We start from the raw sequence: 13987 nt of genomic DNA, 5'->3' as shown, positions 1-13987 counted from the left end.
TTATTTGAAGTGATAATTATAATTTATGAATTTGAAACTGCTATTTATATCAACTTTAAAGATATAACTATATCTATGAAAATCAAAGCAGGTATTTGTGGATTTGTTGTCGGTGATGCTTTAGGTGTTCCGGCGGAGTTCAGTTCCCGTGAAACACTCCAAAAAAATCCGGTTAAAACTATAACAGGTTACGGAACATACAATATGCCACCCGGAACTTATTCAGATGATACTTCAATGACCCTGGCTACTATGAGCAGCATCTGCAATAAAAAGACTATTGACTATGAAGATATCCAAAGCGAGTTTTTAGAATGGCTTCTTAATGGCAAATACACTCAGTATGGAGAAACTTTTGATTACGGCAACACAACTTATGAATCATTATTAAGGTTTAAAAATGGTTTTGAAGCTTTAAAATGTGGAGGAGTCAGTGAAAGAGATAATGGAAACGGATCTCTAATGAGAATTTTGCCTCTGGCCTTTATCCATGACATTGACTATGAAACAATTGAAAATATATCCGGCTTAACTCATGGCCATTTAAGATCAAAAATAGCCTGCGTATTTTATGTTGAACTGGCCAAATCAATGATTTCAGATAATTTAACAATTAAAGAACATGTTAAAATAGCCTGCGATAAAATCAGAAAACATTACAAAGATTCAGAAGAGCTTAAACATTTTGAGAGAATTTTTAATGATGATTTAAAAGAGAATATTAAAAGTTCAGGTTATGTAATAGACACTCTGGAAAGTGTCATTTATTGTTTGGAAACTACTGACAATTATAAATACAGTGTCCTGAAAGCTGTTAATTTAGGTGGAGATACTGATACTATTGCAGCTGTTTGTGGTGGGCTTTCTGGAATTTATTATGGATTTGATTCAATTCCTATAGATTGGCTCAATCAAATTCCAAAAATTGAAGAGATTCTTTCATTATGTGAAAGTTACGAAGGTGTTATTAATGAATATTGAAAAAAGTATTGAAAATATTGTAGCTAAATGTGATAATTATATAGACCCTCAACTAGCTATTTGTATAATCCGTGATAATTGCACAATGGGTTCCAACAACATTGGTGAATTAAAAAAATATGGAATTGAAAATGAAGACAGCTATGTTGAAAAAGTCTTAAAAGTCCTTAAACATGAAAATATCTTTATAACTTTCGGAATGCTCGCTTTTATACCTATGTTTAATGAATGCGATATTTTTTCCATTGAAGATAAAACTATAAGTCTCAGCAGTGAAGAATTTCAAAAATATGGGGATTTAAAAGAAGAGTACTTCGGAATCCTGATTAAAAAAAACAGCAATGACTTCCTTATCGGCAGCTGTGATTTATGCGGATGTAAAATCGATTCATCATTTAGACAAATCAAAAAAAGCGAAGACAACTTCTATAAAACAATAAATAATATAATTGAAAGCAATATTATTTATTGATTAATTTTTGTTTTATATTTTCCCACATTTCCTGCTCTTCACCGCAGCCTGTCATAATCACATAATTATAATCTGAAGTTTCAGCCAAATCCACCAGTTTTCTAATCCTTTCATCCATTTTATCATAGCTTAATGGATAAAAATCAGCATTATCATATTCTTCAGATATTATGTTATAATATTCCTTAGCTTTTTCAATGGATTTTCTTCCGGGAACAACAATCATATGGTCAGGATTTAAATTTTTAATAACTTCCAGATGGTCTTCAAATATTTCTTCCTCATTTTCATCAGGAGTTGTGTAAATAAATTCTAAAGGACCGTCAATATACTGATTCATAAATAATGCATTGATTTTAGCTGCATCACCATTATCTCCCTGTCCCAAACCAACATATTTGTCATTTAATTTAACTACTTCAAATCTTCCAGGAGGAATAAAAGACATGTCCAAATTATTGAAAACCTCTTTAATAGTATTTTCAATATTGTCTATTTTTGGAGTAAAAGTAGCATATGTGCAAATGGAAGCCAATGTGTTGTAAATATTATGGAATCCGAATGGAGGAACATTTATACTTACTTCAAATGAAATATCCTTATTGTTTGTATAATTATATAAATTTCCTTCAATTGTCAAATCCCAATTATCAGGCTTAAAGTCAGCACCAATCAATTTAACATTAGGTTCATGGCGTTTAAAACCGCAGCAGCAACTGTAAATTCCTCTGTGATTCAAGAATTTTTGAGAATATTCAAGCTTTTTGCCACACCTTGGACAATTTGGACTGTCTGATTCGAAAATATCATTAATACTATCAATGGCCAATCCATAAAAATTAACATGCAGGTCATTTCGTTTATTGCAAGCAATATTTGCTGTTACAGGATCATCTGCATTAGAAATAACAACTCCCCGAGTCATACCCTGTGAAAGTAGAGATTTGGCATCTACATATTCCTCAAAGGGATTTTTAACACCTGCTACCTGTGAATGTTCACGTGAAATTGTTGTATAAACAACACCTACAGGATCAATAAGTCTCTGAACAGTGTCCGGAATTCCATAGCTCTTATTTCTGATTCCATATTCAAAAACACCAAGATCCCCATCACCTTTTAAAATACCTGTAGTTATTGCATGAATAGTATTGCTTTCAAAGCTTTTTCTGATTTTCGTATCAGCAGAAAGCAATTTAATTAAAAGAGTTGTTGTAGTAGTTTTTCCGTTGGTTCCTGTGATTAAAATAGGTCCAATACTCATTTCATGAGCCAAATCTTTTAGTGCTTCCTTTCCAGCAATCTTATAAAAAACATATCCCGGAAGATTATTACCACTTCCAAATCCAAATTTAGATACCTGAGAAGCTACCTTAGCTCCAAACTTAGCTACATTAAAACGAATTTTAACACCCATATCAATCACATTTCAACTTCTAATATATTATATTAATATAAAATTATTAATATATTATGTTTTCGTTATAAAAATGCGATTGAAAAAATTTAAAATAAAAAAAAAGAATAATAAAAACCAACTTAGTTAGTAGCTGGTTTTTCAATTTGAGATTTGGAAACTTTACTTGCAACTTTGGAACTTAAATTTCTCATTTTTTCAATTAAACGGTCTTTTTTACTGCCGCTAATTAAAATATTTTCCAATACATCACTTAAAGTTTCAGTTGGAACTATCTCAATCATGTCTTCATATTTTTTCTCAAGCATAACATCTTTCATGTTAGACTTAGGAATCAATACTTTTTTAATTCCGGATTCTGCAGCAGCTTCAATTTTAGCTGTAGCACCACCAATAGGCATTACATCCCCACGAACATTTAAAGATCCGGTTAATGCAACAGTCTGATCAATAGGAATATCCTCAACAGCAGAAATTACTGCAGTAGCTATTGAAACACTTGCACTGTCCCCTTCTACACCGTCGTAAGTTTGAATAAACTGAACATGAATATCATAATCAGAAATATCCTTGTTAGTGTATTTTTTAATTAATGCACTTACATTTTGAACTGATTCATTAGCGATTTCACCAAGTTTACCGGTAGCTATGATTTTTCCACCTTCTTTTGATTGAGCAGGAGCAGCTTCAGCAGCAATTGGTGAAACAATACCACTTCTATCTCCAATAACTGCAAGTCCATTTACAAGACCAACTCTTCCACCTTCAGGGTGAACCATACTGTATTCTTTTCTTTGTTTGATGGATCTGTCAGCTATTTGCTGTTCTAATGTTCTGGAGAATTTTTTAGCTTCAATTACATGTTCAGCAGTTACCAAATCAGCACCTTTTTCAATAGCTACATCACCAGATGATCTTACAAGTCCACCTAAATCCCTTAATTTAAGAGTTAAAGCATCTTGTTTTCCTGAACGACGTTTTGCTTCTAAAATAATTTCATCTAATGCATCAGGAGCAAAATGAGGAATTCTTCCATCATTTTTAACTTCCTGAGCTACAAACCTTACTAATTTTTTTCTGTTTTCCGGAGTGTCTTCCATTGAATCCTTCATAAAAACTTCATAACCGTATCCCCTGATTCTTGACCTCATAGCTATGTGCATTCCTTCAAGAACTTGAAGGTTACCTGATGCTACAAGAACGAAATCACACGGTACTGCCTGAGACCTTACCATTGCACCACTGCTGTTTTCACTTTGACCAGTAATAGCATATTTTTTTTCCTGCATTGCAGATAAGAGCTCTTGTTGTGTTTTCATAGTCATTGTACCTATTTCATCAATGTATAAAACACCTTTGTTAGCTTTATGAATCATTCCTGATTCCACACGTTCATGTGCAGGAGTTCCAAGACCTCCAGACTGATAAGGGTCGTGACGGACATCTCCAAGTAATGCTCCTGCATGAGCACCAGTTGCATCCATAAATGGTGCGAATCGTTTATCTTCATTATTAACCAGTAATTTTGGAGACATGTTATTGTTTTTAGGTTTTATCTGAATAGAAATAAGCAATATTAATGCTGCTGCAATAATAGCTTCAAGTATTCTGCCATACATAAATCCAATAACAACAATAGCTGCAATAACAAATGTTGTAATTAATGTTTTTTTCTCTTCATGGTTTTTAGCAGACCCTTTGGTTGCCTTTACTATTTTTTTACCTTCTCCTGCTGGAACAGACCTTATTAATGGATGATTATTATCTTCTACATTCGGATAAATTAAAATATCTTCTAAGGATTCATGAGGTAAAATCTGAGCCATACCTTTAGCAAGCATTGATTTTCCAACCCCAGGATCACCGATAAGTAAAATATTTCTCCTTTGTTTTGCTGCTTTTTTAATAGTTTCAATGGACTCTTCGTGTCCAATAACTTGATCAATTAATAATGGAGGAACTTCAATATCTTTTGAACTTTTAATATTACCATAATCTAACATTGGTTCAATTTTTTCAAAAGCCTCATTTTCTTCTATTTCAGGCTTTAATACAGTTTCTTTTGAGGAATCGTCGATTGATTCTTGTTCTTCAAATTTCATGAAACCTACCTCTACATAATTTTTTAGTTCAATATAATTCAACAATAAATAATTTAAGTTAATTTACTATTTAAATATTGGCAAATTGCTATATAAAAAGCTTTCTATTTTAGTAAATTTTAGTAAGTAAAATAATATTAAAAAATAAACCAGTATTTTTAAGTTTAAAGATTTGAATGACTTTAGAAATATAAAAAAAGCTGAAATAATTAAAATTAACAAGAATTATACATCTATTTAAAAAATTCAGACTGCATATAAATGACAGCCATTATCTTAAAAAAATTGCACAAACCCCTAAAATGTGCAAAATTTTACCTATTCTTTTATTAAACAGACAAGTATAATTCTTAAGTTAATTTATCCCATATTTCCCAAATTTACTACTTTTACATTGAAATTAAATAGTAAATGATGTTTTATAACAATAGCCAAGCCATCATCATAAAAATGTAAATTAAAACCATGTTTAACTTACAAATAACATTTTTGTGACAAGTAGTATAAAATTGTTACTAAAACATAATAAATAGAACAAAAACCAAGTAAAAATAAAATAATACAGAATAAAGTTATAAATAAAAAAGTGATTAATGCAACATAAAGACATATAACATGAATAAAAAAGAAAATGAAGAAAATATCTGGGAAATTATCGGATTTATAAAAGTATCATCTTCACGGTACAAAACAATAAAGTCATTGTCTGGCAATGATTATAAAATGCCTTCTGAAATTGCAAAAGAAACCAATTTACGTCCAACACAAGTATCCAGTGCATTAAATGATTTGAAAAGTAAAAAACTAGTAATATGTCTCAATGAAAATGCTAAAAAAGGCAGACTTTATAAAACAACAAAATTAGGATTGAAAATACTTGAAATATTAAAATAGCTATTTTTGATATCCAATAAAAATTATAATAAAAAAAGAAAAAGTTAAGAGAATAAGAGAAATTCTCTTAAGGACTAATTTTTATAGTGTTTCCTGTTTGGAAATTATTCCATGAGGAAGTTATAATGTATTCACCACTCATCAATCTGATTTTTAGACTTGCAATACCGTCCTCATTAGTGACTTTATGATAAAATACACCATTCACATTAAATGATACATTTTGGTTAGCTAATGGCTTACCCTGACCGTCCAAGGTTTGTGCAGTAAAGTCACTTCCATCAAGGTATTTCATATCCAAATCTTTAGTTACTAATGTAGGAAGTACAGTGACCTTGTTTCCAATATCAAGTCCATCAACAATAGTTGTGATAATATATTCTCCAGGCCTTAAAGCAATACCTAAACTAGCTACACCATTTGAATCCGTGGTTTTATGATAGAAAACACCGTTGATGTTAAAGGTTACTTCTTTGTTTACCGCCAAGCTTCCATCCTTATTATAAATGGTTGCCTGGAATCTGGAAGCATTTAAGTAGTATTTAGTTAAATCACTTTGAACTATTAAAGATTTTACAGTTATGGTGATTCCTCTTTCTTCACCATTTGCAGGATTATATGCAGTCAAAATATATGTTCCAGGTCTTAACATAATACCCAAATCAGCAACTCCATCATTATTAGTAGTTTTAGTGTAGAAAACACCATTAATGTTAAATCTAACTTGAGTATTAGCCAATGCTTTTCCTGTACTGTCCAGGAACTTAGCATAGAATCTTGTAGGGTCCTGATACATTTTAACTAAATCATCAGCTACAATAGTAGATTTTACAGTTACTGTTACATTAACTGAGCTTTCATTATATTTAACTGCCACATTATAGGTTCCAGCCACCAAATTAATATTCATAGAAGCTATTCCTTCATTATTGGTTTTTCTGATGTAATCTTTACCATTAATATTAAAAGCAACATCAGCATTAGCTATTGGATTGCCTCTGCCGTCTACCAGTTTAGCTGTAAGTTTTTCATCTCCTTTGTAATATTTTACAAGATCTTCAACAATTAATGTTGCTGCTTTTTTATTAACCTTTATAGTTCCGTTTACAGTTGATTTATCATATTTATCATCACCAGAATAATTTACAATGAAATCATGAGTTCCTGCAGAAACAGACGGAACAACCACTTTAGCCATACCATCACTGACTTTTGCAAAGTAAGGTTTGTTGTTCATAACTAAAGTTACATTGCCGGTAGCATCTTTAGGTAAAACTACTATAATTGTAGCATCTTCACCTTCATTTACTTCACCAGCATTAACTTTAATATCATATCCTGATATTTTGGAAACTTTGAATGAAGCATTATTGCTTGAAGCTAAATACTTGGCATCACCATTATAGATTGCTTCTACTTTATAATCTCCAGCAGCTAAGTTTTCAATAGTTAAAGTAGCTTTACTGTCTTTAAGTTCTACAACCTGTGATTTGCCATTGACAACTACAGTAACATTACCTGTAGCACCAGGAGTAACATTAATGGTTACAACAGCAGTTTTACCAATTTCTATATCATCTGCAGAAATATCAACTTTTGATTCATGTTTATTAACATTAAATAAAACATCTGTTTTTGCACCGTTGTATTTATTATCCCCACTGTACTGAATAGCAGCACTGTATTGACCGGCACTTAAATTAGCAATAGTTACAGAAGCTTTACCGTCTTTAATATTAACATTTTGTGTAATATTTCCAATAACTACTTCAACACTGCCTGTAGCATCATCAGGAAGCTCAATATTGATAATTACATCTTCACCGACTTTAACATCCTCAGCATTTACATCAATAGCAGGAGTGATTTTTCCCATTCCTACTGCATAAACTGTTTTACTGGAATAAACATAGACCGTACCATTTTTATCCATGACGATTGGTCCTTTAATTGGAGACTCAGCAGTAAATGTCCATAATAATTTAGCTTCACTAGTGATGGCAGAAACTTTTCCATTATCTGAACCTATATAAACAGTTCCATCATTGTCAATCATTATGGAAGATGCATTACCTCCCAAATTATAGAAAACAGAAGCTGCTCCTTTGTTAAATATATCTATTTTATAGACATTTCCATCACTGCCAACAGTGTATAATGCACTGTTTTCTTCATCTAAAGCTAATGTGCTTCCATTTATAGCTATTTCAGTAGTCCATAATTTGTTATTTGCACTTAATGCATTGACTTTTCCGTCTTTATCAAATACATATATGACATCACTGGAGTCAACTACCGGACGTCCTACAACACCTATTCCTACAAAACTTCCAATTACAGTTTTGCTTGTAACATTGATTATTTTAAGACCGTCTTTTGTATTAACAGCTACCAATCCGTTACCCAGTAATGTAGGTGCACTAACCGGTTGGGATCCTAAATCAATCATTGTAGGAGTTCCGCCGTATTTCCACATATTATATGGGATGATTACCAGATTGTAGCTTCCGCTGCTGTACTGGTATTCACTGGAAATATATACATTAGCATTTTCATCTACAACAGGTGAGAAAATACTTGATCCCTGCCAGATATTGGAATTATATTTTTTGCCTGTAGTGGAGTTTATAAAGTATATTGCATCTCCTGCTTTTGGAGCAATAATAACATCACGGGAAATAGCTATTCCTGAAGATATCTCTCTTCCAAAGGAACCTTCAAATTTCCATCTTAAAGTTCCGTTTGAAGTAAATGAATAAATTCCATCATTACAAGCTACATAAATATTTCCTGCATTATCAATAGCCATAGAACCGTTAATCTGACTTCCGCTTACAACATAATTCCAGATAGCTACACCATTACTATTTCCTGTGTAATTTGTTTTTCCAGTGTTTTTAGTGTCAAATCCATCATTACCCCATTGAGGAACAGAATAACCGGTTATTTTAATATTAGTTGTATTTTCACAACCATTATACAATCCGTTACCATTATAAACTACTTTAACAGTGTAATTACCTGCTGCTAAATCAGATACTTTTAAGGAAGCCTTACCTGTATCTTTATCAACTTTTACAATTGTGGATTTATCTCCGATTGTAATATTTACACTGGATCCGTCACTACCTGGAGCAGGCATGACAATTACAGAAACAACAACGTCTTCACCTACTTTAGCATCATTTGCATTTACAGTTAAAGTAGAATTAAGTTTGGTTTTACTGAATTGTTCACTAGCTTCACATCCAAAGTAGTTATTATCTCCACCATAAACTGCATGAACAGTGTGAACTCCCTCATCAAGGTCAAATAAAACTATATATGCCTTACCATCTTCAATAGTTGCAGTTTCACTTTCACCGTCAACAGTAAACATTACTTCACCAGTTGCATCTTCTGGAAGACTTACAACAATTGTAGTGTATTTTCCAAGAGAAACTTTAATATCCATTGATGAAGCTATTTTATTAACTTTAACTGAAGACGTAGCAATAGCTTCTTCGTAATTATCATCACCATTATATTTGGCAGTAATTTCATATTCTCCGCCAGCTAATCCAGATATTGTTGTAAATCCAGTACCGTTTACTAAATTAATAATATATGATTTATTATTAATATTAACTGTAACGGTACCTGTTGGCCTGCTGCTTTCTAAAGCTACTTTAATTACAAGGTCTTCATTTACCTTAATATCATTAGTATAGATATGTAAATCTGAAAGTGTTTTACCTACATTGAATTTTATAGTACTGGTTACTCCATAAAGATCAGTAGTTACTGAAGCTTCTCCAGTAGCAGTTGGAGTAAATATAACCTGTATTTTACCATCCACAAATTTATCACCGACAGTTGTTGTTATACCATTAACAGAAGTGATATTTAAAGTATCTAATGGCAATTTGTCTCCAGCATCATATTTGCTGATTTCACCGTTGTTATTAATTACATTAGCTAAATCAACAGTTATTATCCCATTTTCATTGAAATTCAATTTATCAACATTACCAGTTACATTTAAAAATAACCAATTGTTCAACCCTTTTCTTGGAGCAGTTGTTGCATTTTCAGCAGTGTTACCCCACCAATTACTGTCTATTGCAAATTTTGCACTGCTGCCTACAGTTGAAAATACCTCTCCTAATGATGAGGATTTTTCTTTATTGCCTAAAAAGATTGAATTTGTAGCTGTAAGTACACATTTTTTCATAACAAAAGCAACACTTCCAGACTGTGCAAAATTATCAATAAATACAGAAGATGAAATTGTAATAGGATAGTTGCTGCTGGAACTTGAATCAGCATACAGACAGCCTCCTCTAAATACTCCAGTATTATTTATGAAAACAGAACTCGCAATCTCCAATCCTTGATTAAAATCACTACTTTTTACAAAAATACATCCCTGATAAACATTATTATTTTCAAAGAAAGTGCCTGAAATTATTCCTTGCTGGTCTTTAAGGTCCAGATAAATTAAATTGCCTACCTCAGAAGTGGATTTTTTCTCGTTTGCAGTATTGTTTACAAATTCACAGTTTCTCATTTCCAAATAATTAGTATAAATGCATTTGAAAACATTATTATTTTCAAATTTAGAATCTGAAATAAGCAAATTAGCTACATTAACAAGAATTCCTTTCTGATTGTTTGAATAAAACTCACAACCACTTATTTCAACTTCTCCAGCAGCTAATCCATTAATAATTTCACCGTTGGATATATCAGCAAATTTTAAATTATTAAATGATACATTTGCACTGTTTGAAATTTTAAATACCGGATCAGCTGAACTAATTCCGCCAATAATAACTTTTCCATCACCAACAATTTTTAAATCACTGTTAATATTTAATCCATATTCCCTGTAATTTCCCTCTAAAATATAAATTCCATTAGTATTTAAAGAAATAGCTTTAGCTATTGTACGTACAGGTGCGTTTTTACTTCCGTTATTGTTGTCATTACCGTTTACAGAAACATAGATATACTGAACAGGTACACCATTTACAGTGAGATTATTTGAGTTACTGACACCTGCAACTGAACGTACATATACCTTATGTTCCTTACCGTCATTAAAAGTCAAATTAAAAGACTCACTGTAGACTGTTTTTAAATAAACACCATCTACATAAACAAAATAACCTGATTTGGATAAAATATCAGAATCATAATATTTGTCGTTTTTTAATTTAAACTGAATATTCAATACTGTTGTGTTGCCAATTCTTTCCTCTTCACTAAGTTTGGTTTTAGAAAATACTAAAGAATTGTTATAATAATAATTATCAGATAATTCCAGTTCAGATTTGGAAAGATCAATTATCAATACATCGCCAACCACTGTGTGATTAATAAATTTATTGCCTATTAATCTGACATTTGGAGATCCGTAACCCTGTGCCTGATTTGCACAAATTGCAGTACCTATAGATGCAGAATTAGCTATGAAAGTAGTATTATATACATCCAAATCACCTGCATCCATTATTGAAATAGCTCCTCCACGACCAGTACCTGTTGTAGATTCATTAGTAAGAGACCAGCAGTTGTTTGTATTATACTGGAATAATGAGTTTTCAATATAAATATGAGGATTGGTTCCATAGAAACATGCACCAATAGCTCCCCCACCATTGTTGGTTGTACAGTTATTACTTGTAAAAGTGGTGTTGTATATTTGCAGGTAACTGTAGGTATACAATGCTCCACCATTCCATCCAGCTACATTATCTGTGAAATTAGAATCATATATTGTTGTATTTGCTCCACTGTGAGTGTGTATTGCTCCAGCCCACCAAAATGCACTGTTTTTATAAAATGTAGAATTTTTAACAATTAACTGACCGCAATTGTTAATACATCCAGGTTCTGTTGTAGCATAATTATTTTCAAAATAAGAGTTTTCAACTAACATATGTGAAGTATTACAGTTTAAGCCAGCATCAGGATCATAAATACTTAAAACACCAAAACATGTATTGATGTTTGTAAAATTACAATTTCTAACAGTTGTATAACCTTTTTTAATATAATAAACACAGGAATGACCTGACAAAGCAGTTATATTGTCAAAAGTACAATTTTCAAGCAAGTTGCCAGTACAATCACCAGCCAACTCCACAACCATTCCACTATCCAGAGATGAAAGTTTTGAAACAGATATAAATTTAAATGTCAAATTAACTAATTTTAAACTAATTCCTGAATTTTCCGGAGTTGAAATTGGAGTATAAAAAAGTGTTGATGCCTTAGGAGATACATCACCAATATATGCTCCTGTATTTCCCAGGATAGTTACATTATTTCTAACAGTAATCTGATTGGAAATGTCATCTCCATTTTCCGGGTAAAAATTAGTATTTTCTTTTAACTGAAGCACATAGTTTTTATCTGTTTTTTCACAGTATGTTTTTAGTTCACCCCAATTATTTACAATAATCACATCATCAGAAGGATTGCCTGTCTGAGCATTAACATCGCTGCCTGCCTGAGCAGAATCCTCCATAATTACCATTGAAGAGTCATCTAATCTAATATAAGATGAATTATCCTCATTCAAATCGTTCGCACTTACACTGCTTACTCCCAAAAGGAGAACAAGCAACATAATGCCTAAAAAGAATTGTTTATTAAATTTCATAAATAATCAACCTTTTTATTAAATTAAAATATATTTTATATTTAATAAAATTTTTTTTACATTTATAAATTTTAGTTGAAATAATATATAATATTATAGACATAATGTCACTTTCAAAAACTTGTGTGATTTGAATTTTCACTAGTTTTTGAGTCACGAATTTTTTTCGTTCTATTTTTTCTTTATTTTTAATTTAAAAGCAGTAAAATTAATATATTAAGTGGAGCTAATATATTAATATGTCTAGTATCAAAATAAAAGCTCCATATGAATTTATGGAGTCAAAACAATTTAAACTTTTCGATTTTGTTCCTGAGTTTTCTGAATTCCGTCAATTTGATGATCTTTCTCGATTTGGTTGCGAAAATATTGAGAATAATCTTATCAGATTGGAAAAAAGAGGTAAAATACATTTTGAGAATAGAGTTGCAATTTGTCCATCTTGTAAATCACATAATGCTGTTAAAAATGGTACTTATGAACGTAAACTTATTTTTTTAAGAATTGGAGAACAAATTTGCACTATTCAAAAATATAAGTGCATAAAATGCGGTAAAGTCTTTTATACTGATTTATTATCTCTTGTTTATTCTAATTCAAATATTACATTGCCTGTTATTGAATGTATTGAGAATTTATATCAAATTTATGGAGCAGGGCTCCATAAAATACGATTTGATTTAAAACAACAACATAACATTGAAATCTCACATCAAAGCATTGAAAACATCTTATTGAACTCTAATTATCAATTTAACTATGATAATTGGACTTATTCTGGATATTACTTATTTGATAGTCTTTGGGTTAAAATTAATGGTGAATGGAACTATATTTTAGCCTTATTCGACGTTAAATTGAATACTCTCGTTTCCGTCAAATTGGTCGAATCAGAAGATTCTAAGACCATTTATCAATTTTTAAACGAATCTCTAAGAAATCAGAAAAAAATATCAATAGGCACAGACTTAAAACACGAATATCGTGAAGCCATCGATAAATTAAAAGTAAAACACCATTTCTGCAAATTTCACGTGAAACAAGCAGTAAACAAAAGATTTAAAGATTACTTTGACAAAAATCCATTATCTGAAGACGAAAAAGACATATTAAATTGTTTAAAACAGGACATTTATAAAATATTGGATGCAAAAGACTTAAATACTGCTAAAGAACTTAGAAACGAATTAATAAACAAAAAATATACAAAAAACAAGTTCACAAACAAAATTCTTTGGAAATTCATCATTCCTTACTTCAAAAAATTAACGACACACCTGGAAAACACGAACATCCCATCAACAAACAATAAAATCGAAAATATCTTCCAAAAAGTATTCCCAAAACACATAAAAAGAACAATGAAAATAGAACAAGGACTTCTAGCCAGATTCATGCTAAAACTAAATTATTGGAATTTAAACAATGAAAAAGAAAAAAATCACACAAGTTTTTGAAAGAGCCGACATAAT

Annotated in this window: 7 protein-coding genes; 4 read left to right on the top strand and 3 right to left on the bottom strand. The window is 31.1% G+C overall.

Features of this window, described 5'->3' with window-relative positions:
• Positions 1–9: 9 nt before the first annotated feature.
• Both MSM_RS07880 and MSM_RS07875 read left to right on the top strand, forming a co-directional pair.
• Complete coding sequence (locus MSM_RS07880; RefSeq protein WP_011954601.1) at positions 10–981, top strand: ADP-ribosylglycohydrolase family protein; 972 nt, start codon at positions 10–12, stop codon at positions 979–981.
• Entirely contained in the window at positions 971–1453 is a 483-nt protein-coding gene (locus MSM_RS07875) for a hypothetical protein (protein WP_011954600.1), read from the top strand. Before MSM_RS07880 ends, MSM_RS07875 begins: the two co-directional genes overlap by 11 nt.
• On the opposite strand, the gene MSM_RS07870 is transcribed toward MSM_RS07875, so the two are convergent.
• Positions 1443–2870, bottom strand: coding sequence for a Mur ligase family protein (locus MSM_RS07870; protein ID WP_011954599.1), 1428 nt, complete (start codon positions 2868–2870; stop codon positions 1443–1445). The genes MSM_RS07875 and MSM_RS07870 overlap by 11 nt on opposite strands.
• Positions 2871–2992: 122 nt before the next feature.
• Positions 2993–4873 (bottom strand): ATP-dependent protease LonB, encoded by a 1881-nt coding sequence (gene lonB / locus MSM_RS07865; protein ID WP_230453975.1) that lies wholly within the window; start codon positions 4871–4873, stop codon positions 2993–2995.
• A gap of 714 nt (positions 4874–5587) precedes the next feature.
• On the opposite strand from lonB, the gene MSM_RS07860 reads away from it, so the two are divergent.
• Positions 5588–5866, top strand: a complete 279-nt coding sequence (locus MSM_RS07860) for a transcriptional regulator (protein WP_011954597.1) — start codon at positions 5588–5590, stop codon at positions 5864–5866.
• A gap of 67 nt (positions 5867–5933) precedes the next feature.
• Here the strand turns inward: MSM_RS07860 and MSM_RS07855 are convergent, their stop codons facing one another.
• Positions 5934–12515 carry an Ig-like domain repeat protein gene (locus tag MSM_RS07855; protein WP_011954596.1) on the bottom strand — a complete coding sequence of 2194 codons (6582 nt, stop codon included), beginning with the start codon at positions 12513–12515 and terminating at the stop codon, positions 5934–5936.
• Between the two features lie 239 nt (positions 12516–12754).
• Here MSM_RS07855 and MSM_RS07850 point away from each other — a divergent pair, with 239 nt between their 5' ends.
• Positions 12755–13972 carry a DDE-type integrase/transposase/recombinase gene (locus MSM_RS07850; protein WP_011953673.1) on the top strand — a complete coding sequence of 406 codons (1218 nt, stop codon included), beginning with the start codon at positions 12755–12757 and terminating at the stop codon, positions 13970–13972.
• Positions 13973–13987: the final 15 nt, after the last annotated feature.

The sequence above is a fragment of the Methanobrevibacter smithii ATCC 35061 genome, from assembly GCF_000016525.1.
GTDB classification, from domain to species: Archaea; Methanobacteriota; Methanobacteria; order Methanobacteriales; family Methanobacteriaceae; genus Methanocatella; species Methanocatella smithii.
Note: the sequence above shows the minus strand (reverse complement) of the source record. Positions and strands in the feature narration are given on the sequence as shown.

Excerpts from the sequence above, each read along its gene's own strand:
- MSM_RS07860 (WP_011954597.1), top strand. The coding sequence starts at position 5,588 with ATGAATAAAAAAGAAAATGAAGAAAATATCTGGGAAATTATCGGATTT.
- lonB (WP_230453975.1), bottom strand. The coding sequence starts at position 4,873 with ATGTTAGATTATGGTAATATTAAAAGTTCAAAAGATATTGAAGTTCCT.
- MSM_RS07870 (WP_011954599.1), bottom strand. The coding sequence starts at position 2,870 with ATGGGTGTTAAAATTCGTTTTAATGTAGCTAAGTTTGGAGCTAAGGTA.
- MSM_RS07855 (WP_011954596.1), bottom strand. The coding sequence starts at position 12,515 with ATGAAATTTAATAAACAATTCTTTTTAGGCATTATGTTGCTTGTTCTC.
- MSM_RS07875 (WP_011954600.1), top strand. The coding sequence starts at position 971 with ATGAATATTGAAAAAAGTATTGAAAATATTGTAGCTAAATGTGATAAT.
- MSM_RS07850 (WP_011953673.1), top strand. The coding sequence starts at position 12,755 with ATGTCTAGTATCAAAATAAAAGCTCCATATGAATTTATGGAGTCAAAA.